This is a genomic window from Levilactobacillus hammesii DSM 16381 (assembly GCF_001434395.1).
Classification (GTDB): domain Bacteria; phylum Bacillota; class Bacilli; order Lactobacillales; family Lactobacillaceae; genus Levilactobacillus; species Levilactobacillus hammesii.
Window position 1 is genome coordinate 315,474 of record NZ_AZFS01000046.1, and the last position, 23,255, is coordinate 338,728.

Genomic DNA, 23,255 nt, shown 5'->3' on the forward strand with positions numbered 1-23,255 from the left:
GTTGAGCGACAAGGTATTTACGGCCATTCTCTCTGCAATCTCTGCCATTGCGGTCGGCTATGTGCCGGTGTGGGTGGCCCGGATTAACGCCGGTAAGCCGCCAACTAAGAGCGATGAAATTAAGCGATTGAAGCGTGAGAATGACCGATTAAAAAAGGAAGTAGAAAAATTAAAGAAGCGAGGTGAGTAGCGTGGATTATATCCAGCAACTCAATCTAGGAACTGCGACTGAACTGGCACTGACCACTTTAGTCGTTTTTGTGTTGACGCAAGCCGTGAAGCAAACCAAGGTGCCTAACCAGTGGATGCCGTGGTTATCCATGGCGATTGGGGTGGCGGTCGGCTTGCTGTCAGTACTCGTGACAGCTGACCATAACTTCTTATCAGGAGCCGTTATGGGGCTTCTAGTAGGTGGCTTCACGTCGGGTCTGTTCGATGGATTCAAAGGATTTCAGGTTAAAGGAGATGGCAAATAATGGGATACAGTTTGAATCGAAGCTACGAATTGGGCACCAATCAGGGGGCCAGCGCCAAGGCGTCTCACCAGTACATCATTGCGCACGATACTGCTAATGAAAATAACAAGGAAATTGGTTCCGGTAAAAATGAAGCCAGTTATATGCGTGACCACTGGCAAAATGCGTATACCCACGCGATTGTTGACGACAAGGAAATCTATATCGTTGGGACGACTGGTTACGTCGCTTATGGCGCTGGTTCGCCAGCTAACGAGCGTTCGCCCTTCCAAGTGGAATTAGCCCATGTTGATAGCCAGAAGCGGTTCAACGAGTCATATAAGCGCTACATCTGGGTTATCCGTTATTACGCAAGCAAGTATGGTATTCCACTGACTTTAGATGGTTCCGGCAATGGAATCAAGACCCACAAGTGGATTAGCGATAATCTCTGGGGTGATCACCAAGATCCATATGGTTATTTAGCCAAGTGGGGTATCAGTAAGGCCCAATTTGCCAAAGACTTGAAGAATGGCGTGGGTGGCTCGGCTTCCACACCAGCAAAAAAGGCCACCTGTTTGAAGGCAGCCAAGCAAGTTAAGGCTAAGACTAGTGTGACGCGGTACCATGACAAAGCGTTTAAGAAGAAGGAGCTGACTTTTAAGCCGGGGACTATCTTCGACATCGCTGGTGTGGTCGGCTATGGGAAGATTACACGGTTGAAGCTTGGAAATGGATTGTACATTACTAGCAACACTGATTATGTGAAGAAGCTCAAGTAATAATTAAGCCACTCTATCTATTTTGGATAGGGTGGCTTTTTTACTTGATTGTGTAATAATCAAATAAGAAAGGAGTGACGATATGGAGTGGTATTCTTGGATTACATTATTCATTTCAATTGTTAGCTTTATTTTTTCGATTTGTGCTTACATTATGTCGTGGAAAGACAAAAAACAAGAAAAACGTGTCACCAATTTAGAATTAGATGCAACTTTGAGACCATACCGAAAGGTTGAAAGAAAAATAACAAGCATTCTAGATGAAATCGATGACGTGAGTCCAACAGAGGAAAGAAAGAGCTATTTTTCCTTATTTTCAAATATGTCATACTTAATAGAAGAAATAAAAGATTCCGATTTAGAAGAAGTGAAGCAACACAATAGTGACTTAGATCTGATTAGAAAAAGAATGAATAATACAAAATCAGTAGACTTTAACCAGGTTATGGGTTTCCTTAGCGCCGCAAAAGATCCGCTAAGTAACTTAAGACTCGACATCCGGGTAAAAATTGAAAATATTGAAAATAGGAAGAATAAGTAACGATATGTATTCATTCGCACAGGCAGTGAATAAATGGCCCTTAACCAATTAGTGTTGCTAGATTGTTGGTACAAAATCTTTGAGTCTCTATTCAGTTTCTGATAGGTATGAAGAATATAAATTAAATACCACTCTATCCAGATTGATGGGTAGGATGGCCTTTTTATATGTGCTTAAACTATAATGAAGTAACACGTGGAGGTGTCAGTATGAATTTTGTTTTAGAAAAGGATTTCTATGAACCGAAAGATATAGTTAGGTTCACAGACTGGATTTCGCAAGCTACGAATAGCGAAATAGGCTTATATGTAGAAGACTCGGTCTTCTATTCCTCAATATCTTTCTCATCTAGTGAACCTGGAAAGTATCACAAAAAGCATAGATATACTCTAATATTGACCGCAGTTGCTAGGAATGAGAAAAATAAAGTATTGGCAGAAAAATATATTAGTAAGAGAGAAAAATGGTATCGCAATCGGGTAGACAGCTTTTTGATAATACCATCAGTATCCACTGAAATGGATAATAGTTCTAAACTGTCCAACACTGATATTGAAAAGATTAAGAGTCGAATCCACGAATATCTAAAAGTAAATGAAGTGGCAGATATAGATAAATTTGATGTTGATATGATTGAACACGCTAATATTGAAGCTGAAATTTCACACTTGGGTTATAATTCTCAGAATGAAATGGAACTTACATTAAGAATGGGATATGTGACTATGTAATTTACCTGCCTAGGTGGTGCATAAATGTTTTTCCAATCTCTTAGTATTGTGAGATTGCTAGCGCAAAATTTGGGGATTGCTGTTCAAATTTTGAATAAATTGAAAGCCACTCTATCCGTTTGGGTAGGGTGGCTTTTTTATATAGAAAGTCACTTTATATTTTATTTTCTCGACCATTGTTAATAATTGTGGTAAAAATTCTATAGGCTAATCGGTATCAATGGAAATTCTCTTTTTAATGAATTTAAATAGATAACTGAGAACAAAAAGTACAATCATAAATACAATACAAAATATCAACATAGTCAGTAAAACGAGTTCTCCTCGACCAATAAGTCCAGATGGTTTTGAGCCAATAAGTAGACTGAAGATCTTAGCCATCACGGGTGAATTAACAAGGAATTCTGATAGTGCAACAAGAAATAATGTTATTAGAGAAAGATATTTAAATAAAATGAAAATATCTTTTTCTTTCTTGGATAACTTATTTTTGTACTCTTCAACGCTTAAATTACCATGACGTATTGATTTAACTAATGCAAGAAAGTCTAGTGAAAAAGATTGAACGATCAAAGTGACAAAAATAGAAAATATCATCGATTTTGAAGGATCCATAAGTCCAAGCAACCAACATATAACCGTTACACCACAAATGCCGGCCCATGCTAATTCTCTATACGTTGCAAAAGACTTTAGGTGTGTTGTGAATATATTTGCAGTTAGAAATATTGAGATGGCATCGATTGCTTTAATCATAGAGAAAATAGCGGCAATCGGTTCAGATATAGCAGGAATTGGAATGATTAATCTAATAATAAAAGCTCCAATTATGGGTAACATTATCAGGTTTGATAATAGATAAGGAATTCTTTTTAATTGACTCAGGTTCCATCTATTTCCTGAGAATGCAAAATAGAACAAACTCAGAGAAAGAATAACCAGAGCGGAAAATAATAGTCGAAGTTTCCCGTTACCTACAAAATAATGACATATCTTTATAAAGAAAATAGTTAAAAGGACGAATAATGTTGCGAATATTCTCATTCTTGTACCATAGGTCCAATTTGTGAAAAACGTCTTCTTATTTGTCTTTTTGTCTAGAATAGAAGTCACTCCAATTAAAGTTGTATAGAAATAATGTATCCTTAAGTATTAAAAAACGCACCTCCCACAAAATGGAAGGTGCGCACCTCTATAATCCTTGACGCTGTCCTAAAAATCTCCCACAAAATCTCCCACAGAATGGGGGTAATCAGCAGTAATCAATAGAATACGGAATTTTAAGAATGCCGTAATACCAGCGTTCAGAGCACCACAGAGTAGTGATAAAACCCCAACCGATTTAACGGTTGTAGTATTCAACGATAAGAGAATCGTCGAGTTCTGCATCTAATTCTTCACGTTGAGGGAAGCGGGTAAGGGAACCTTCCAGCTTGTCAGCGTCGAATTGGACGTATTGTGGACGGCCAACAACGGCTTCAACAGCGCCCTTGATGATCGTCATGTCCTTGGACTTTTCACGAACTGAGACAACTTGGCCAACTTCGACTTCGTATGAAGGGATGTCAACGCGCTTGCCATCAACCGTGATGTGACCATGGTTAACCAATTGACGAGCTTGACGACGAGTCGTTGCCAAACCTAAACGGTAAACCACGTTGTCCAGACGACGTTCGAGTAAGATCATGAAGTTAGTACCATGGGTACCTTCCTTGATCTTGCCGGCACGCTTGAACAAGTTGTAGAATTGACGTTCAGTCATGCCGTAAGTGAACCGGAGCTTTTGCTTTTCACGCAATTGCGTACCGTATTCAGATAACTTTTGACGACGACCTTGACCATGATCACCAGGTGCGTAAGGACGACGGTTTAATTCTTTACCAGTGCCGGAAAGGGATACCCCTAAACGACGGGAAATACGCCAGCTTGGGCCAGTGTAACGAGACATAGATAGTTCCTCCAATAAAATATTATTTGGAGTAAAATAAGCTGTTTATAAGTTTAGTATTCGTGCAGGTTGCTTTGCAGGTTTCACCGTGTACAGCCGCAGGTTACTTCCTGAACCAATGTATCGGCAACAATCTGTTGACGAGCTTACCACTTATCGCTGCATTATTTTACACAAACACCAGTATAACCAGAAACACTAGGCTTTGTCAATGTGTTTCAGCAAAACGCGGGCGAATTCTTCGAGGACGGTCTGGTCCTCAGTCGTGAAACGGCCCTTGCTAGGGGAGTCGATGTCCATGACCCCCAGCTTAGTGCCATCGCTTAAGGTTAAAGGCACTACGATTTCGGAATTGCTGGCGGAATCGCAGGCGATGTGGCCCGCAAAGGCGTGAACGTCGGGGACCAGTTGTGTGGTTTGCGTGGCTAAGCCAGTCCCGCAGACGCCGCTACCGTTTTCAATGTGGACACACGCCACGTTCCCTTGAAAGGGGCCGAGAATCAGGTCGTCTGTCTGCGGCTGGTAGAGATAGAATCCCGCCCAGTTGACGTCCGTTAGGGTTTGTTTGAGTAGGGCGGATGCGTTTGCTAGGTTAGCGACCCAGTTCGTTTCCTCATATAGGAGGGCGTCAAGTTGTTCGGTGATTAAAGGATTGATACGATCACTCATGAAAAGGCCTCCACTGTTTGTAGATAAATTATTCGATTATAGCCAGAAAGGTTAAGAGAATCATGAAAACGTAGTGAAGCCAGTGCGTCACTTATGCTATAATCAAGATTAGATTAAATTATAAAGTGAACCGAGTTATTTTACAACTCGTTTAAACGTTGAAATGTGGATGAAGGATGGGGTCAATATGATTGTGCTAATAGGAATCGTCATACTTGCGATCGTCGCGTACGTTGGCTTGTTGCTATGCCAACAACGAATTCGGCGGCAAGTTGCGACGCTAACCACTAAGAAGGAAGCGATGGAAGCTATTCCGTTGCAAGATGAGCTGCAACTGGTTGGGCAGTTAAGCCTGACTGGACAATCGCTGGAAGACTATGAAAATCTTCAGGAAGACTTCTCCGAAATCACTGAGAACCGATTTACCCGAATTGACGAGCAATTGGCCCAACTGTTGAGCGATTCACGGGGGGTTAACCTGATTCAGCTGCGGCAAAATCTGAATAAGGTCACCACGCTGATTACCCAGACGGATGAATTGATTAAGTCCGTGCAAGAACAGTTGACCCATTTACAAGAGGTTGATAAGCAACACCGTGAGGCCGTTAAAGAGCTGGAGCAGAAGTATCAGGGCTTACGCAAAACATTGCTGGCCAAGAACTTTGCCTTTGGTCCCAGCATCGATGGCCTTGAGGATCAGCTGAGCAAGTTAGAAGATAATTTCGATACCTTCTCTCGGTTGACGCAAGAGGGCGATCATCAACGGGCTGCCGATGTTTTGGAGCAGCTACATGATGATACGACTGTGCTTGAGGACCTGATCAAGGCGATTCCACCGTTGTACAAGGACTTAACGGTGGTGTTCCCCGACCAGGTGAAGGAATTAAAGAGCGGCTACCAGCAATTGACTGCCGAGAGTTTTCACTTCGGTGATCAAAACCTACCGGAGCTTATCAGTACCGTTGAGGATCACATCAGCACGAACCTTGAAACGTTGCAGGCTCTTCGCCCGGATGACGCCAAAGTCGTGAATGATCGGATTGCCGGTCAGATTGACAATGTTTATGATCTGATGCAAACGGAAATTGATGCCAAGTCGCCGGTTGAGGCCAACTTGGATGGCGTGGCCAAGTTTATTGGTCATGCGCAGAACCAGAGCCACTCACTGATGGCTGAACTGGACCGCCTGAGTCAAAACTACACCTTGGATCACCACGAGGTCGAGACAGCGCGGGAACTCAATGAGCAGTTGCGAGGGATCGATGGCATCTATCAACGCGATGTGCAAGATCTGACGGGAAAGACGGCAACGTATTCCCAAGTTCTGGAGCACCAGAAGCAGCAGCAAAAGGACCTGGAACAGATCGAACAGCAACAGGCTGATATTTTGAAGAGCGTTGCTGGCCTCGCTGATGAAGAACGGCAGGCCCGTGACACGCTGCAACAGTTCGACTTCAATCTACATAGCTTACGCCGGCAAGTTGAAAACTTAAATCTGCCGGGGATTCCGCAGAACTACTTAGACTATTTCTTCGTGGTTCGGGACGAGGTTGCCCAGCTAGCGACCGACATGGATCAGCCCCAGATCGACATGGAACGGATCACCAAGCAATTGCTGATCATCCAGACCGATTTGGATACGTTGCAGGAAAAGACCGATGATCTGATTGACAGTGCCGAGTTGGCCGAACAGCTCCTACAGTACGCCAACCGTTATCAGACCAGTCACGAGAACGTGGCCGCTGCCAGCAAGGAAGCCGCCGATTTGTTTGAGAACCAGCATCAATACGCGCAGGCTTTGGAGACCATCGCCACGGTTCTGGATCAGGTGGAACCGGGTTCTTACAAACGCTTAGAGGACGCTTACTACCAGAGCAAGGGCAAGCAGAAGCCTAAACGTGAAACGGATGAAACAAAATAAGGTCCACCAGTCACTACGGCGGGAACTCCCGTTGCGGTGGCTTTTTTATTCTGGTAAGGGCGGTCGTCGATCGGACTTCTCCAGGATAAGTTGCTGGGGAAAGCATTTCTCAGGGGCCGTCGGTGAATTTCACAGGCTTGGGGCTTGTGGGAAAGAACGATTGTGTTTATAATGAGAAGGAATTTCTATCGGAGTCGAACCAATAGAAAAGAGATAAGAGGGTTCAGTATGATTTATTTTGATAACAGTGCGACCACCAAGGCAGCGCCCGAAGTGGTCGATACTTACGCCAAGGTTAGCGCAAATTACTGGGGTAACCCCTCGAGTTTGCACAAGTTTGGTGAGCAGGCATTTAACCTGCTGGAACAATCCCGGCAACAGATTGCGGACTTGGTCGGTGCTAAGCTGAGTGAGATTCTCTTCACCAGTGGCGGCACTGAGGGCGATAACTGGGCCATCAAGGGAACGGCCATGGCCAAACGGGAATTCGGGAACCACCTCATCACGACCGAGGTGGAACATCCTGCCGTGCACAATTCCATGGAACAACTGAAGCAACAAGGCTTTGAAGTGACCTACCTTCCCGTCGATGAACACGGTCGGGTTTCTGCAGAAGATCTGCGGGCTGCGATCAAGCCGTCCACGATTCTGGTGTCCACGATGGCCGTCAACAATGAAATCGGTGCGGTGCAACCACTCGATGAAATTGCGGCGGTCATGCGTGACTTTCCTCGGATTCACTGGCACATTGATGCCGTTCAGGGGATTGGTAAGGGCCTAGCCGATAAGATCTTTAATGACCGGGTCGACTTCATCACGTTCTCTGGGCACAAGTTCCATGCGCCGCGAGGAATTGGCTTCATGTACAAACGGCAGGGCCGTAAGATTGCGCCCCTAATGGCCGGTGGTGGTCAGGAACGTAACCTTCGCTCCGGGACCGAAAACTTGCCTGCCATTGCCGCTATGGCCAAGGCACTGCGTTTGTTACTGGCCGACGAATCAGCTAAGGTTAAACGCCAACGTGACATTCGCCTCGCCATTTTACATCACGTGGAGAAGTTCCCCAACGTGACGATCTTTTCTAAGGACTTGCCTTACTTTGCGCCGCACATTTTGTGCTTTGCCATTGCGGGTGTCCGAGGTGAAACCATCGTCCACGCCTTTGAGGAACACGATATCTTTATCTCGACCACGAGTGCTTGCTCCTCAAAGAAGCACGTTGAATCGAGCACGTTACAGGCCATGAAGGTTGATGACGGTATTGCGACGAGTGCGGTGCGCATCTCTTTGGATGAGCACAACACCATGGCAGAAGCTGAAAAGTTTAACCAGGTCTTTGACGAGTTATACACACAATTTGCCAAATTAAATTAAACAACGAAAGGGGTCGCGCAATGGAATACAGCGAAATTATGGTCCGTTACGGCGAGCTGTCGACGAAGGGGAAGAACAAGAAAGACTTCATCAAACAGTTAGGCCAAAACGTCCGTAAAGCACTTAGCACCTTTGACGGGATTGAAGTCAAAGCACAACACGACCGTTTGCACGTTACCTTAAACGGTGCGGATTCTGATGCCGTGATGGCGCGATTGAAGGGTGTTTTCGGAATCGAAAACTTCTCGCCTTCGGTTAAGGTCGATAAGGATATCGACGTGATCAAGGCCACGGCCATCGCCATGGTCAAGGAAGCCTTTAAGCCGGGGATGACGTTTAAGATCAACACGCGTCGTCAGGATAAAGAATTCCAATATGACACGTATCAGATGAACGAGATTCTAGGGAGTGCCATTTTGGAAAACGTCCCTGGTCTGACCGTTAAAATGAAGCATCCCGACCTTGAACTACGGGTCGAAGTGCGGATGAACGGGGTCTTCCTGTCCGGTGAAACCATTCAAGGTGCCGGCGGGTTGCCCGTGGGTACCGGTGGTAAGGCTGTCATGATGTTGTCTGGTGGGATTGATTCCCCAGTGGCATCCTACTATGCCTTACGGCGTGGCGTTAAGATTGATATGATTCACTTCTACAGTCCACCATATACGTCCGAACAGGCCCTGGCTAAGGCTAAGGAACTGACGGCACGGTTGGCCGGCTACTCTGGTGGTATTCAGTTTATTCAGGTACCTTTTGCGAAGATTCAAGAGACCATCAAGGAAAAAGTTCCAGAAGGTTACCTGATGACGGTTCAACGGCGGTTAATGCTGCGGTTGACGGCGGCCATTGCCGAAAAGCGGCACGCTAAGGGAATCTTTAACGGGGAATCCCTGGGCCAAGTGGCCTCACAAACGTTGGAAAGCATGGCGGCCATCAACGATGTGACGTCAATGCCAATCCTGCGGCCACTGCTGTCCATGGACAAGACGGAAATCATCAAGGTTGCCGAGGATATCGACACCTATGATCTCTCCATCCTGCCTTATGAAGACTGCTGTACGATCTTCACGCCACCAGCACCCAAGACGCATCCTGACTTGGAAAAGTCACGGAAGTATGAGGGCTACATTGACGTGGAAGGCTTGATGAAGGAAGCTCTCGACGGCATCGTCATCTCTGACATCCGCCCTGGTGACAATTACTTGAACCAAAACGAAGACGTCTTCGCCGAATTGCTTTAATTCTTCGCGCGTCACAATGACGCCAATCAAAAGCGATGCTGCTTTTTTGACTACCTGACAAGAGCTAGCTTGCTGAGATCTTAGTGGTCAAATTGATTTTTACACCACCTACGGCTCCTGACATTGCAGGATAGGTGTCTTACAGGCGACCTTGTGGAGAAATCCCGCCTTACCGTTCACCAAATTTGGGCCGGAACGCTGTGGGCAGGACGGCCCGAGCCACAGAGCGGTCTCGGACCTTGCTTTGAACCGATAACCCACGTTTCAAAGACACCATTTTCCAAGCAGACCACTTGGAAAATCCCACGGCTGAGCCCAAATTTAGCTCACTCACGGCTACACAGAATGTTGCCGATCAATAGCAGTGGATCAGCGATGATAGTCGGCGTTGTTGTCAGCAATAAGCTGGTTAACAACTTCCGTAACCGGAGGAGGTCAGAGATGGAGGCAGCCGTGACAACGGTGTTAGCCGAGAATCGGCTTACAGCGTGGGACGTGTTTGGAGACCGGTGATCTTTGCCGGGCTTCAAACCGAGCCGGAGGACCGCTTCTCAGGCCGCAGGCGGTCCCCACAGCAGCCGGAATCTCTGGCAGCCGCAGGTGAATGGTGAGAACTAAGCTAGTTAACCGCGTGACGACTGCGTTTGCCGCTGATGATGGCTTGTGCGTCGTTGAGGGCGATCTCGAGGCCGTTCTTCACGGCGAGCTTCGTAAAGAAGGCCACGTGTGGTGTGACAATAACGTTTGGCATGGCGTTTAACTTCTGGAAGTCTTGCGGCGTGTCGGCGTAAGGCTTTTTCTGCGTGAAGAAGGCAACTTCATTGGCTAAGGTATCGAGGCCGGCACCCGCGATCTCTTTGGTCTTGAGTGCATTGATGAGGGCGGCGGTATCAACCAGTTCCCCGCGAGACATGTTAATCAAGATGGCATTGGGCTTCATTTTCTTAAAGGCCGCCGCGTCAATCATGTTTTTGGTTGCGGGTAGTAACGGCGTGTGTAGGGAAATGATGTCGGCTTCCTTGAGAATAGTTTCCTTGTCCGTGTAGGTCGTGTAGGGTTCTAGAGCGGCATCGTAGCTCGGATCGTAAGTTAAAACCTTGGCTCCCAGTGCACTGTAAATCTGCGCCGTGGCACTCCCAATGTGACCGGCGCCAATGAGGCCGACCGTACAGTTGAAAATTTCAGTACTAATCGTTTCCGCGTCCCAGGTGAAGTCGCCATTGTGCATGCGGTCCTGGTAGACGCCGATGTGGCGCAACAGGGACATGGCCTGGGTGACGCCCATTTCGGCAATGGCACGTGGTGAGTAAGAAGCGACGTTGGTCAGGGTGATGCCGTGCTGGGTGGCAGCGGCGACGTCCTGATTGTCGACCCCAACTTGGCGGACGGCTAGTTGCTTGATGCCGAAGCTTTCAAGTGTGGCGTAAACGTCTGCGGTTACGGGAACGATCCCCTTGGTGGACACACCATCGTAACCCTTAGCGAGTTCGACCGTGGCGGTGCTCAGGGGCTGGCTGGTTATGCCGACTTCAATGCCCTGTTCTTTGCCCCAAGCGCGTGCGTAGGGTTCCTCAACGGCTAATGTTCCAAAACAAAAGATTTTCATAGATAAAGCCTCCAATTTGTCATTAAAACGCTTTTCTTAATTGAACTACAAAGGCCAGGCGGCGTGCAAGTGATGCGTTAATGTTTTTCAAGTTTAACGGAGAGATGAGACCTTGTATTTGTTAAGCGAAGTAACCATTGTGTCTGGTGTGAAGTAGATTATAGCGGTGATAAGACAATGGCATTAATCATCTGGCAGATTTGGTCGTTACTTAAGCCGCGTTGCTTGCGTTGGAAAGCGTAATTATCACTCTTTAACATGGCGATGAGCATATCTGTTCTAAATTGAATGGTCGTTGGGGTTGCATCCGGCAAAACGGCTTGCAGGAAGCGCGTGAATAGGCGGAACAGTTGCTGATAGAGGGTAGTTTGTGTGAAATTGACTTGGGAAGAACCCTCAATCGTGGCTAGAAGTTCACGATTTTCTTCGCGAAATGACAGGTAATTGGTCAATAGCAGCTGCCAGGTTGTCGCCGTGGGGGTGAGGCGTTGTTGATTGGCGATGAACGTTTCCAGATGACCATATACCAGGTCCAAACAGAGCGTCCCCTTATTTGGATAATTACGATATAGCGTTCCGGGTCCCAGTTGTGCCGCAACGGCAATATCTTTCATACTGACGTTGGCCACGCCATTTTGCTGAAATAATTGGGTCGCGGCGGTTAGAATTTTTTTGTGATTTTGAGTGGCATCTTTACGCATCAGATCAATCCTTTCTTTCAGGATCTAACCATAACGTAGTCCGGAAGACTTGACAAGCGGAGCAAACTCCGATTAAATAAGTGGAGTGCACTCCGTTTACTACGAAAGGTGGTTAAATTTTGATCAGTGTTATCTATGGTTTACTCATCGGTATTTTTATCAGTTTGATTGGTGGCGGGGGCGCCTCGCTTTATTTGGGGGTCTTAACGAGCCAATTGAAGGTGGCAACGGCTGTGGCGGTGCCGACATCCTTGTTTGTCGCTCTACCAGCCCTGTTTTTCGGCTTTTTAACCCAAGTTCGGATTCATAATGTTCGATTCAAATTGGGAAACGTTTAATTTTCGACGCATTACCGGGAATTGTTGGTGGCACGGTGGCGGCTAGGTTCATCTCGACCTCTATTTATGATGGGCTAGTGGGCCTTATCTTGGTGATCATGGGTGGCATTGTGCTCGTAAAGTATTGGCGGCCGACTGTGAAGCCAGCCACTAATCGGCCGGGGTTGGCGATTTTCTTTGGTCTGTTGAGTGGCTTGATGGTGGGCATTGGTGGACTGAGTGGTGGCGCAACGACGGCGGCTGGCTTGAGCATTCTAGGACTATCAGCCGTAGAAGCGGCGGGGACGGCTACCTATGTCCTTTTTTGGATGTCCTTAGTGGGCTTTATCAGTCATCTGATGACCAGCACCATCGATTGGCAGGTCGGATTAGGCCTCATGTGCGGCGCCATTGTTGGTGCCGTGGTGACGCCACTGGTTTTACAGCGGTTGAACTTTGTTAAAGTTAATCGTGTCTTGACACCTTTACTGGGCCTCGTGATCATTTATTTTGGGGCGAGATTGTTAGTTTAGCGTTTTTCATTGAAGATCTTCTCGCTTTTTTTCGGAGCGCCTCGTTGCGATCGACCAGTTATATCATATTATTGAGTTTTTCATGATTTTATGGCAAAACGCTTGTCATTGCCCCCTAAGTTGCGGGATAATTGAAGCAACAATCGGTATAGAACCGATGTATATTTTGAAGGGGTTGATCTGCGTGGATGTTACACGGCTCGGCAATACAATGGCTCTCTCTGGCACACCGCCAGAGGTTGGAGATCAGTTACCAAAGTTTAAAGTGTTTGATCAGAACAATGTCAAAGTTAAGACGGCTAATTTAATCGGCAAAGTTACTTTGATTAGTGTTGTCCCGGATCTTGAGACGCCCGTTTGCACGTTGCAGACGCGGAAGTTTACCCAACAGGCAGACCATTATCCAGCAGCGAAGTTCTGCACGATCTCGAACAATTCCATTGCTGAACAGACCGGCTGGTGTGCCGCTCAGGGTGTGGAAAACGTTGACCTGTTATCCGATGAAGAACTTTCATTTGGTTACGAGATGGGTCTGTACGTGCCTAACCTGGGCAACTTGGCCCGGTCCATCTGGATTATTGATGACACCGGTAAGATCGTTTACCGCCAAATTGTCACTGAACAATCCGACGAACCGAACTACCTTGAAGCCATCGAGGCTTTGGAAAAACTTGTCCCACGTGTTGACCTTTAGGCCAAAATTGAGTAGACTATGTGAAAGTAGCGTTGAACAAGTCAGTAGCGTGCGTTAATCGCCAAGAGAGCCGGGAATGCTGGGAACCGGTGGATAAGCGCTCGTGAACGTAGCTTGTGAGCTGCCGAGCTGAACCAACAGTAAGCTCGGACCGGAGCACTCTCCGTTAACAAAGAAGTTAAGTGGGGCATGAACGCCCAATTTAGGTGGTACCGCGAAGACTCTTCGTCCTAATTTTTTAGGATGAGGAGTTTTTTTGTGTCATCGACAGTTAACTTAGGTCGTTGTCGCGATTGTGACGCACGGCGCTGGTTTAGGGTAGTGTGCACACAACCGTTTAAAGTAAAGGTCATAGGAAGAAAGGAACTGATTTACATGGCAGATAAGCAAACCGACATGCCAACCAAGTATGATCCGACCGCCATTGAAGCCGGTCGGTACCAAGCTTGGCTAGACGAAGATGTCTTTAAACCCAGTGGCGACAAGAAAGCCACGCCGTATTCTATCGTTTTACCCCCACCAAACGTTACCGGGAAGTTGCATTTAGGTCACGCTTGGGACACCACGTTACAAGACATGATTATTCGGCAAAAGCGGATGCAAGGGTTCGACACGCTCTGGGTTCCGGGGATGGATCACGCCGGAATTGCCACGCAGGCCAAGGTTGAAGCCCGCTTGCGTGAACAGGGCATTACCCGTTACGACTTAGGTCGCGAAAAGTTCGTGGACAAGGTTTGGGAATGGAAGGACGAATACGCCGCAACTATCCACAAGCAATGGGCCAAGATGGGGCTGTCCATGGACTACTCCCGCGAACGCTTTACCTTGGATGATGGCTTATCCGATGCCGTTAAGAAGGTCTTCGTTGCGTTGTACAAGAAGGGCCTGATCTACCGGGGCGAATACATCATCAACTGGGATCCGCAAGCCCGGACCGCGCTTTCTGACATCGAAGTTATTCACAAGGACGACAAGGGTGCCTTCTACCACGTTAAATATCCATTTGCCAATCCAGATGACACGTTTAACGGCAAGCATTACATTGAAATCGCCACGACGCGTCCCGAAACCATGATGGGGGATACCGCCGTTGCCGTTAATCCCGATGATGACCGGTACAAGGACTTAGTGGGCAAGAAGGTTATCCTGCCTTTAGCTAACCGTGAGATTCCGATCATTGCCGATCAATACGTTGACATCAACTTTGGGACGGGGATGGTTAAGATCACGCCAGCCCATGATCCTAATGACTTCTTAGTGGGGAACCGTCACAATTTGGAACGGATCAATACCATGAACGAGGATGCATCGATGAACGACCGCGCTGGCAAGTATGCCGGCATGGACCGCTTCGATGCACGGAAGGCCATGGTTGCCGATTTGGATGATCAAGGCTTGCTGATCAAGGTTGATCCCATCGTCCACTCCGTTGGTCACTCAGAACGGACTGGCGTTCAGGTTGAAGCCCGGTTATCGACGCAGTGGTTCGTGAAGATGAAGCCACTGGCTGAAGCCGCCATTAAGAACCAAGAGGGCGACAATGCGGTTGACTTCGTCCCAGAACGTTTTGAACATACCTTTACACAGTGGATGGAAAACGTCCATGACTGGGTTATTTCACGGCAACTCTGGTGGGGTCACCGGATTCCAGCTTGGTACAACAAGAAGACGGGCGAAGTCTACGTTAATGAAGAAGCGCCTAAGGACATTGAAAATTGGGAACAAGACCCTGACGTCTTAGATACCTGGTTCTCCAGTGCCTTGTGGCCATTCTCCACGATGGGCTGGCCTGATGAAAACAGTGAAGATTATAAGCGTTACTTCCCAACCGACACGCTGGTTACGGGTTACGATATCATCTTCTTCTGGGTTTCTCGGATGATCTTCCAAAGTCTCGAATTTACGGGTAAGCGGCCGTTCAAACACGTCCTCTTACACGGACTGATTCGGGCCGAAGATGGTCGGAAGATGAGTAAGTCACTGGGTAACGGGATTGATCCCATGGACGTCATTGACAAGTACGGTGCCGATGCCTTGCGTTGGTTCCTGTCCACCGGTTCAACGGCGGGTCAAGATGTTCGGTTCAGCTACGACAAGATGGATGCGGCCTGGAACTTCATCAACAAGATCTGGAACGCTAGCCGGTTCGTGATCATGAACTTGGGTGAAAATACCAAGCCAGTGGTTCCGGCAGCCGACAAGTGGGACCTGACCGACAAGTGGATCTTAAGCCGCTTGAACGACACGGTTAAGCATGTTACCGAAATGTTCGACAAGTTCGAATTCGGTGAAGCGGGCCGTTCCCTGTACAACTTCATCTGGAACGATTTCTGTGACTGGTACATTGAAATGAGTAAGGAAGTCTTGACGGGCGATGACGAGGCGGCTAAGGCTACCAAGCAAGACCTGTTGGCTTACGTCTTGGATCAAACCTTGCGCTTACTTCAACCAATCATGCCATTCGTAACGGAAGCCATTTGGCAAGCCATGCCACACGATGGCAAGTCTCTGGTTACGGCAGCCTACCCGGTTGACCATCCAGAATTCGACAACGCTACGGCCGAAAGCGACATGACCAGCCTGATCGACCTGATCAAGGCTGTCCGGAACATTCGGGCCGAAGCCAATGCCCCAATGTCCACGCCGATTGACCTGCAGATCAAGACCAGCGATGCCAAGCTGCAGAGCGTCTTTGAGAACAACCGCGACTTCATCGACCGGTTCGTTCATCCAAAGGCCTTTGAGATTGGTGCCGACTTGATCGCACCTAAACTGGCCATGACCTCCGTCATCACGGGTGCCGAAGTTTCCGTACCACTGGCCGAATTGGTCGACTTGAACGATGAAGCCGCTCGCTTGGACAAGGAAGTTGCCAAGTTTACGGCCGAAGTTCAGCGCGCAACCAAGAAGTTAGGGAACGAACGGTTCGTCGCCAACGCACCAGAAGACGTGGTTAACGCCGAACGCGACAAGCAAACGGATAACCAAAAGAAACTGGAAGCCACGCAACAACGGTTGGCTGATATTAAGGCCCAACTGTAAGCACTATTGGGTAAAGTGTCTGTTATCGCGATCTGAATCGTTGATGAGGTCGCATTGCAGTGAAGTAAATAGAACGGTTTGAAAGAGATGATTGCGGTCATCTCTTTTTTTATGTGGTCGACGGGACGACTTGTATGGTGGGCACCGTACACTTATGACTAACGTAAAAATGTTGGAATTAGTCTCAGCGTTTGCGAGAGCTTTAACCTTTCTTAACGACTTGGGCAGCTTATCTAATCGTATGAGTTGATTTGACTGCTAATGATTGGGAATTTTGGTGCAGATCATTGGCAGCATCGTCGAAGCGTGTGGAAGCAGGCAGCCAGTCAGTTGCGCCTGCTTCCACACGCTTGGGAAATCTGCTACACTAAGAAACAGTGACTCAAGCGGGAGGTTTTCATTTTGGTAGAAACGTACGCTGAAGCCTTGCAGTTCATCCACGGTCGAGACCGCTTCAAAAAGAAGCCGACCCTGGACCGGATGCGGCAGTTCATGCACATCTTGGGTGACCCGCAGGAAAAGTTAAATATGATTCACGTTGCCGGAACCAACGGCAAAGGGTCCACGGTGGCTTTTTTACGAGACCTGTTCATGGCTGAGGGGCAGACGGTGGGAACCTTTACCTCGCCGTTCATTACCCGGTTCAATGAACGGATCAGTACGGATGGTCAGCCCATCAGTGACACGGATCTGGTGGCGATGGTCAACCAGATTCAACCCGTGGTCGCTCGTTTAGATCAGGAGTTGGCCGAAGAGGGGCCAACGGAATTTGAAATCGATACGGCCTTGATGTTCTGCTACTTCGCCAGTCATCCGGTGGACCTTGTTGTGGTCGAGGTTGGACTCGGTGGTCTGTATGATTCGACCAATATTATCACGCCAGCCGTTTCGGTTATCACGACGATTGGCATGGATCACATGAAGATTTTAGGGGATACGATTCCTAAGATTGCCACGCAGAAGGCCGGGATCATTAAGCCCGGTGTGCCGGTCGTTTGTGGTCGCCTGACGCCGGATGCACTGACTGTCATGGATCGGACTGCTGATGAGAACCAGACCGACGTTCGCGCGTTAGGTCGCGACTTTACGGTGAAAAATCAACCCGAGTCTGGTTGGGGGGAACGGTTCGCCTACACCTGGGCAGACCATCGCTGGCAACATCTGGCCATTGACCTGTTGGGACCGTATCAAATTGATAATGCCGCTACCGCACTCACAGCCTTCATCACGTATCATCAGGTCCGGCAGTTGCCACTCGACATTGCGGAGATTCGTGAAGGCTTGAAGCATACGGCGTGGCCTGGCCGGTTTGAACGGTTGAACGATGAACCCCTGATTGCCATTGATGGGGCCCATAATGAGCCCGCCATGGTGGAGATGGTACAATTGTTGCGGCAGCACTTTGCGCAACAGGATATTACGATTGTTCTGGCGGTGTTGGCGGATAAACAGTATGATCAGATGGTGAAGACGCTGCTACAAGTGCGTAACGTCCACATCATCGTGACCCAATTTCAGGGGCCCGGTAAGCGAGCGGCTGCAACGCCACAAGCTTTGGAGGCCGCCGTTGCCTCTAGCAAACGGGTGACGATGGCGGATAACTGGCCGAGTGCGCTCAAAATGGCACTGGATAACATTTCCGGTGACAGCTTAATTCTGTTGACCGGCTCGCTCTACTTTATTTCAGAAGTTCGTCAGTATTTTAAGGATAACGACAAATAAATCGGCTTTTTTTACGGAGTTAGTCTGTAAGGGAGCTGAGAATATGCGACGAGAAAGAATTAGCAGTGTTAATGAACGGCAATTGGTCGGTCGGGTTCTTCGCGGACTGGGATTACCGGCCGCGAGCGAATGCGACCGGTTCTTCCAGTACTTTCACAGCGTGGCCAATCTACGCTATACCAGTCAACGGCAGTGTGATCGGTATGTTCGAGGTAAGCGCGAACGGCGGGCATTATTAATCGCGATCGACCTGGGCCGTTGGGCACAACGCGCGCCACGACAGATCTATGGCGAGGTTGTGGCGAGCAGCCAAATTGGTGAGACGCTGATGGATGACTTACGTTATGCGCCCCAGGAAAGGCTCGAGGTCTTAGCGTTGGATGCCAAGCATCGGGTGATCGACCGGCAGACGGTATTCGTTGGAACGCTGGATAATTGTCCGGTCCATCCCAGGGAGATCTTTCGACTGGCCGTTCTGACTGGGGCGGCAGCCATTGTCATCGCCCATAACCATCCCAGTGGTCTAGCCGACCCATCACCGAACGATTTGAAATTCATGCGGCGGTTGGCCGAGTGTGGCCAGTTGATGGGAATTCCGCTGCTCGACGGTTTTGTGATTGGTCTGCGAACCTACTTTAGTCTGCGTGAGGCCGGGATTTTACCACTAATTCAGAAGTCAAATAAGTCAGAAGTTTTAAAATCTAATTAAAATCGAGTTTACCTATTTCTTTCTCGTTAAAAGTTCGGTATTCTTGACATTGACGACGTGTTCTCACGTAGATAGGTATGTTATAATACGTCTATCAATGAATAAGACAAAAAAATATAAATATTTTGTTGACCATGAAGGGATGAAACACAGTGTTCGGATTAGGAACGAAAAATATTGGAATCGATCTTGGTACCGCCAATACAATTGTGTATGTTGACGGTAAAGGAATCGTTCTACGCGAACCTTCTGTTGTCGCCAAGAACACAAAGTCTGGGGAAATTGTGTCCGTTGGTGAAGACGCTCGTGCAATGATTGGCCGGACTCCGGCTAGTATTGTTGCCATTCGGCCCATGAAAGATGGGGTTATTGCGGACTACGACACGACCGTTGCCATGATGAAGTACTTCATCGAAAAGACGGTGGGTAAGTCTAGCGGTAAGCCTTACGTCATGGTTTGTGTGCCAAGCGGTGTAACGGAAGTTGAAAAACGGGCGGTCATTGACGCGACCCGTGTTGCTGGTGCTCGTGACGCTTACGTCATTGAAGAACCATTTGCTGCAGCCATTGGTGCTGGTTTACCCGTCATGGATCCAACCGGTAGTATGGTTGTTGATATGGGTGGTGGGACAACTGACGTGGCAACGATTTCCCTTGGGGGGATTGTTTCCAGTCGTTCTATCCGGGTTGCCGGTGACAAGTTGGATGATGCGATCGCCACTTATGTGCGGTCTAACTTCAACCTGTTAATTGGTGAACGGACTGCTGAAAAGCTCAAGATGGACATCGGTTCTGCTTCTGTTGAAGAAGCCGATAAGATCGAAGGCGCCACGATTCGTGGTCGTGATTTGGTCTCTGGGTTACCTAAGGCAGTGGAAGTTTCCGCTGTTGATGTGGCTAAGGCCATTCAGGAACCCGTTCAAGACGTGATTACAGCAATTAAGGAAACCCTAGAAGAAACATCACCAGAAATCGCCGCTGACGTGATTGATCACGGTATCGTGTTGACTGGTGGGGGTGCCTTACTGAAGAACCTATCGGAAGTCATCGCCGATGCAACCAAAGTTCCCGTTTCCATCGCCAATGATCCTCTGGATTGTGTGGCAGCTGGTACCGGTGAATCATTAAAGAGTATCGATGTCATGAAGAAAAAATAGGGACTAGCGGGAAGGCAGCTTCCCGCTTCTTTATTGTGACGCCAATGACGAATCTGTGATTGGCGAACAAGATGGAGGTCAAACATGCAGAAATTTTCTTTCAATCGGCGACTAGTGATCATCATTGTCTGCTTGATTGTTAGCTTTGCTTTGATGACGGTGTCCGTAGCTATTCGTAACAAGAAGTCAACGCCGCCGCTGATTCAGCAATTTGGGAATGACATTGTCGGCTTAACCGACCGGGTCGTTGCCTTACCAGCTAACGGCTTGAGAGGTTCTGTCAGTTCTATTTCAGAATTGTTGAACACGTATCAAGAAAACCAGCAATTGAAAAAGCAGGTTAGTGAACTCGCCCAGACCAAGGTCCGGGATCAAACCTTAGCTAAGGAAAACAAACAGCTTAAGACACAGATTAAGTTGAATGATTCATTGACGGATTACACGGCGATTAGTGCCGCAGTCATCACGCGGACGCCTTCGTCTTGGCAGAACCAAGTGGTCATCAACAAGGGGTCGTCTGCTGGCGTTGTGAAGAACATGCCCGTCATGTCCGGTTCCGGCTTAGTTGGTCGGGTTTCCGAAGTCAACAAGACGAACGCCAAGGTAGAGTTGATCACCGACAATAATGACTCGGCTAACCGGTTTGCCGTTACAGTATCGACTAAATCGGGGAAGACGGTCAACGGTGTCTTGAGCGGTTACAAGGCGGCTACGGGGCAAATCACGATGGATAACCTGACGACTAAGGCTAAAATTAGTAAGGGTGACAAAGTGATTACCAGTGGGCTTGGCGGCGTGACGCCTAAGGGCCTGTACGTGGGGACTGTTGCCAAGTCAGCGGGTTCCGACTATGGGTTATCTACGAAACTTTACATTACGCCAGCAACTGATTTAAGCGACCTGAACATTGTGACGGTTGCGGTTACGAAACAATAAGGGGGCTAAGGCGTGTATCGATTATCAAAAATGCGTTTTGGTTTCCCAATTGGCTTATTCTTAATGCTCTTTCTTGATGGCAGTATCAGTCAAGTCTTCAGTGTACAAATGTTTAGTGCGTCCTCAGTGATGATCAGCCATTTGGTTGTCCTGTGGCTGGTTTGTGGCGTGCTATTTGAAGAGAATATGGCCATGCCACTTGCGAAGTGGGCTGCTGTAGCTGGGGTGGTTTTTGACCTTTACTATACGGGAATCTTTGGGGTTTACGTCTTCGTCTTTCCGTTGGTGGTCTACTTGACCCGGCAAATTGTAAAATACATTAGTCCCAACTTTTTAAGCGGACTACTGATCTACTTTATTGATATCACCATCGTGGAAGCAATGAGCTTTATTGCCAGCCGTGCCGTTCATATGACGTCGATGTCTGGTAGCTCGTTTTTGGTTAATACCTTGGGACCAACGTTGGCTTTGAATTTGGCCATGTTTGTCGTTTTATATTTTCCAATTCGCGCGGTGTATAATTGGTTAAAATAGGTGAAGGGAACGAACGCTATGCAAGCTGCCGTATTACGGGGAACGCAGAACGGCTATGATTTGGTGCTCAAACAATCGGCGAGCATGGACCAAATCCTGGTCGATTTAAGAGCTTTATTGGAAAATCTAAATGTTGATCCCAAAGCGATGGAAACCACGAAGGTCTCGTTGGATGTCCTGACCGAGGATCGCATTTTAACCGCCGATGAAAAATCACAGATCGAACAACTGGTAGGCAACTACCCGCGTTTTGAAATCCATAAGATTGCGGCAAACGTGATGACTATTGCGGATGCCATCCAGTTACGCGAGCGTGAGAATGTTCATCTGTTGAGTAAGGTCATTCGTAACGGGCAAGACGTGACCATGCAGGGGGATGTCCTATTTTTGGGAACCATCCACGAAGGTGGTAAACTTTGCACGACGGGGAATATCTTCTCAATGGGTGACGTGAGTGGCATCTTGCAGGCGGGGTATCCCGACGATGAATCCAAACTGATTATGGGAAATCTTGCGACCGCACAACAGGTCAGAATTGCCGAACAGTTTGACATTATCGAACCGGATCAATTGGCCGATTCTAGCCAAACCATTGCTTACGTGAACGATCTCCACGTGTTGTCGTACGGTAAGCTCAGTGCTTTAAAGAAGATCAACCCGAAGTTGTACAACCGGATTGGAGGAATTTAGAATGGGAAAAGCAATTGTGATCACCTCTGGTAAAGGTGGTGTGGGTAAAACCACGACCAGTGCCAACATTGGGACGGCGTTAGCTCTAATGGGTAAACGGGTGTGCCTGATGGATTTGGACATCGGTTTGCGGAACCTAGACGTGGTTCTGGGATTGGATAACCGAATCATCTACGATATCGTGGACGTTGCCAGTGGTCGGGCCAAATTGCCCCAAGCGCTGGTTAAAGACAAGCGTTTTGATGACAAGCTTTACCTGTTACCTGCAGCGCAGAACACAGATAAGACGGCGTTACAACCCGATCAGGTTAAAACGATCGTGGATGAATTGAAGCCGGATTACGACTATGTCCTCATCGATTGTCCTGCTGGGATTGAACAGGGCTTTATGAACGCTGTCGCCGGTGCGGATGCTGCTATTGTGGTCACCACGCCAGAAATTTCAGCTGTCCGGGACGCTGACCGGGTTGTTGGGTTATTGGAACAACATCCTTTGACGGAAGCACCGCGGTTGTTGATTAATCGGATTCGGCGGAATATGATGCAGGACGGTTCCATGATGGATATCGATGAAATTACCCATCACTTGGGCATCGAGTTACTGGGGATCATCTTTGACGATGACGCCGTGATCTCAACGTCTAACAAGGGTGAACCTATCGTCATGGATACCGACAATGCGGCCTCACAGGGTTACCGTAACGTTGCTCGGCGTTTAGAGGGCGAAACGGTGCCGTTGATGAAGTTGGAAGACCAAGAGCCAGATGGTTTCTGGCACAAGGTTAGTGGCTGGTTCCGTCGGGGCTAAGCGCACATTTAAAGTGAATTTTCTGAGAGGTTCCATGACGCGTGCGTTGTGGAACCTCTTTTGGGTTAATCGTGTGCGTTGGTAAAATTTTTGGCTCTTTGTCAACTGTTGTTGGTAATCTATTGTAGGTTGTCTAATCGCATCGCG

24 protein-coding genes and 1 other annotated feature are annotated in these 23,255 nt (G+C 47.9%); of the genes, 19 read left to right on the forward strand and 5 right to left on the reverse strand.

Annotated elements, in window-relative coordinates; translation table 11 throughout:
* The first annotated feature begins 1 nt into the window (after nt 1).
* The 5 genes from FD28_RS05510 (at nt 2) to FD28_RS05530 (ending at nt 2,509) form a co-directional block, all read left to right on the forward strand.
* On the forward strand, nt 2-190 hold the full coding sequence (locus tag FD28_RS05510; protein ID WP_057733398.1) for a hypothetical protein: 189 nt from the start codon (nt 2-4) through the stop codon (nt 188-190).
* A gap of 1 nt (nt 191) precedes the next feature.
* Nucleotides 192-476 (forward strand): holin, encoded by a 285-nt coding sequence (locus FD28_RS05515; RefSeq protein WP_235806852.1) that lies wholly within the window; start codon nt 192-194, stop codon nt 474-476.
* Nucleotides 476-1,237, forward strand: coding sequence for an N-acetylmuramoyl-L-alanine amidase (locus FD28_RS05520; RefSeq protein ID WP_057733402.1), 762 nt, complete (start codon nt 476-478; stop codon nt 1,235-1,237). Before FD28_RS05515 ends, FD28_RS05520 begins: the two co-directional genes overlap by 1 nt.
* Nucleotides 1,238-1,319: 82 nt before the next feature.
* Nucleotides 1,320-1,778, forward strand: coding sequence for a hypothetical protein (locus FD28_RS05525; protein ID WP_057733403.1), 459 nt, complete (start codon nt 1,320-1,322; stop codon nt 1,776-1,778).
* Nucleotides 1,779-1,987: 209 nt separating this feature from the next.
* On the forward strand, nt 1,988-2,509 hold the full coding sequence (locus FD28_RS05530; protein WP_057733405.1) for a hypothetical protein: 522 nt from the start codon (nt 1,988-1,990) through the stop codon (nt 2,507-2,509).
* Nucleotides 2,510-2,716: 207 nt separating this feature from the next.
* Here the strand turns inward: FD28_RS05530 and FD28_RS05535 are convergent, their stop codons facing one another.
* The 3 genes from FD28_RS05535 to FD28_RS05545 form a co-directional block, all read right to left on the reverse strand.
* The gene (locus tag FD28_RS05535; RefSeq protein WP_157059847.1) at nt 2,717-3,430 is read right to left on the reverse strand and encodes a hypothetical protein; all 714 of its coding nucleotides are present in this window, start codon (nt 3,428-3,430) and stop codon (nt 2,717-2,719) included.
* 421 nt (nt 3,431-3,851) lie between these two features.
* Nucleotides 3,852-4,457 carry a 30S ribosomal protein S4 gene (gene rpsD, locus FD28_RS05540; RefSeq protein WP_057733409.1) on the reverse strand — a complete coding sequence of 202 codons (606 nt, stop codon included), beginning with the start codon at nt 4,455-4,457 and terminating at the stop codon, nt 3,852-3,854.
* 198 nt (nt 4,458-4,655) lie between these two features.
* Nucleotides 4,656-5,126 carry a GAF domain-containing protein gene (locus FD28_RS05545; protein ID WP_057733411.1) on the reverse strand — a complete coding sequence of 157 codons (471 nt, stop codon included), beginning with the start codon at nt 5,124-5,126 and terminating at the stop codon, nt 4,656-4,658.
* A gap of 187 nt (nt 5,127-5,313) precedes the next feature.
* Between FD28_RS05545 and ezrA the strand changes: the two genes are divergently transcribed.
* The 3 genes from ezrA (at nt 5,314) to thiI (ending at nt 9,659) form a co-directional block, all read left to right on the forward strand.
* Nucleotides 5,314-7,047 carry a septation ring formation regulator EzrA gene (gene ezrA / locus FD28_RS05550; protein WP_057733414.1) on the forward strand — a complete coding sequence of 578 codons (1,734 nt, stop codon included), beginning with the start codon at nt 5,314-5,316 and terminating at the stop codon, nt 7,045-7,047.
* Nucleotides 7,048-7,275: 228 nt separating this feature from the next.
* Nucleotides 7,276-8,421 carry a cysteine desulfurase family protein gene (locus FD28_RS05555; protein ID WP_057733416.1) on the forward strand — a complete coding sequence of 382 codons (1,146 nt, stop codon included), beginning with the start codon at nt 7,276-7,278 and terminating at the stop codon, nt 8,419-8,421.
* 20 nt (nt 8,422-8,441) lie between these two features.
* The gene (gene thiI, locus FD28_RS05560; protein WP_057733418.1) at nt 8,442-9,659 is read left to right on the forward strand and encodes a tRNA uracil 4-sulfurtransferase ThiI; all 1,218 of its coding nucleotides are present in this window, start codon (nt 8,442-8,444) and stop codon (nt 9,657-9,659) included.
* Nucleotides 9,660-10,278: 619 nt separating this feature from the next.
* Here thiI and FD28_RS05565 read toward each other — a convergent pair.
* Both FD28_RS05565 and FD28_RS05570 read right to left on the reverse strand, forming a co-directional pair.
* On the reverse strand, nt 10,279-11,265 hold the full coding sequence (locus tag FD28_RS05565; protein ID WP_057733420.1) for a D-2-hydroxyacid dehydrogenase: 987 nt from the start codon (nt 11,263-11,265) through the stop codon (nt 10,279-10,281).
* A 158-nt stretch (nt 11,266-11,423) separates the two neighbouring features.
* Nucleotides 11,424-11,966 carry a TetR/AcrR family transcriptional regulator gene (locus tag FD28_RS05570; RefSeq protein ID WP_057733423.1) on the reverse strand — a complete coding sequence of 181 codons (543 nt, stop codon included), beginning with the start codon at nt 11,964-11,966 and terminating at the stop codon, nt 11,424-11,426.
* Between the two features lie 119 nt (nt 11,967-12,085).
* Here FD28_RS05570 and FD28_RS13400 point away from each other — a divergent pair, with 119 nt between their 5' ends.
* The 11 genes from FD28_RS13400 to minD all read left to right on the forward strand — a co-directional run bounded on the left by FD28_RS13400 (nt 12,086) and on the right by minD (nt 23,108).
* Nucleotides 12,086-12,304, forward strand: a complete 219-nt coding sequence (locus FD28_RS13400) for a hypothetical protein (protein WP_057733425.1) — start codon at nt 12,086-12,088, stop codon at nt 12,302-12,304.
* A gap of 35 nt (nt 12,305-12,339) precedes the next feature.
* On the forward strand, nt 12,340-12,816 hold the full coding sequence (locus tag FD28_RS05580; RefSeq protein WP_235806853.1) for a sulfite exporter TauE/SafE family protein: 477 nt from the start codon (nt 12,340-12,342) through the stop codon (nt 12,814-12,816).
* Between the two features lie 184 nt (nt 12,817-13,000).
* Nucleotides 13,001-13,510, forward strand: a complete 510-nt coding sequence (locus tag FD28_RS05585) for a thiol peroxidase (RefSeq protein WP_057733429.1) — start codon at nt 13,001-13,003, stop codon at nt 13,508-13,510.
* A gap of 23 nt (nt 13,511-13,533) precedes the next feature.
* Nucleotides 13,534-13,746 (forward strand) — a binding site (T-box leader).
* Between the two features lie 139 nt (nt 13,747-13,885).
* A complete protein-coding gene (locus FD28_RS05590; RefSeq protein WP_057733431.1) occupies nt 13,886-16,552 on the forward strand; it encodes a valine--tRNA ligase in 2,667 nt (888 codons plus the stop codon).
* Nucleotides 16,553-16,954: 402 nt separating this feature from the next.
* The gene (locus tag FD28_RS05595) at nt 16,955-18,274 is read left to right on the forward strand and encodes a bifunctional folylpolyglutamate synthase/dihydrofolate synthase (protein WP_057733433.1); all 1,320 of its coding nucleotides are present in this window, start codon (nt 16,955-16,957) and stop codon (nt 18,272-18,274) included.
* Nucleotides 18,275-18,317: 43 nt separating this feature from the next.
* Nucleotides 18,318-18,983, forward strand: a complete 666-nt coding sequence (locus FD28_RS05600; protein WP_057733435.1) for a JAB domain-containing protein — start codon at nt 18,318-18,320, stop codon at nt 18,981-18,983.
* A gap of 152 nt (nt 18,984-19,135) precedes the next feature.
* The gene (locus FD28_RS05605) at nt 19,136-20,140 is read left to right on the forward strand and encodes a rod shape-determining protein (RefSeq protein ID WP_057733437.1); all 1,005 of its coding nucleotides are present in this window, start codon (nt 19,136-19,138) and stop codon (nt 20,138-20,140) included.
* 84 nt (nt 20,141-20,224) lie between these two features.
* Nucleotides 20,225-21,076, forward strand: coding sequence for a rod shape-determining protein MreC (gene mreC / locus FD28_RS05610; protein WP_057733439.1), 852 nt, complete (start codon nt 20,225-20,227; stop codon nt 21,074-21,076).
* A 12-nt stretch (nt 21,077-21,088) separates the two neighbouring features.
* Nucleotides 21,089-21,610, forward strand: a complete 522-nt coding sequence (gene mreD / locus FD28_RS05615; protein WP_057733441.1) for a rod shape-determining protein MreD — start codon at nt 21,089-21,091, stop codon at nt 21,608-21,610.
* Between the two features lie 18 nt (nt 21,611-21,628).
* Entirely contained in the window at nt 21,629-22,300 is a 672-nt protein-coding gene (locus tag FD28_RS05620; protein ID WP_057733443.1) for a septum site-determining protein MinC, read from the forward strand.
* Nucleotide 22,301: 1 nt separating this feature from the next.
* Nucleotides 22,302-23,108, forward strand: a complete 807-nt coding sequence (gene minD, locus FD28_RS05625; RefSeq protein WP_057733446.1) for a septum site-determining protein MinD — start codon at nt 22,302-22,304, stop codon at nt 23,106-23,108.
* Nucleotides 23,109-23,255 lie beyond the last annotated feature (147 nt).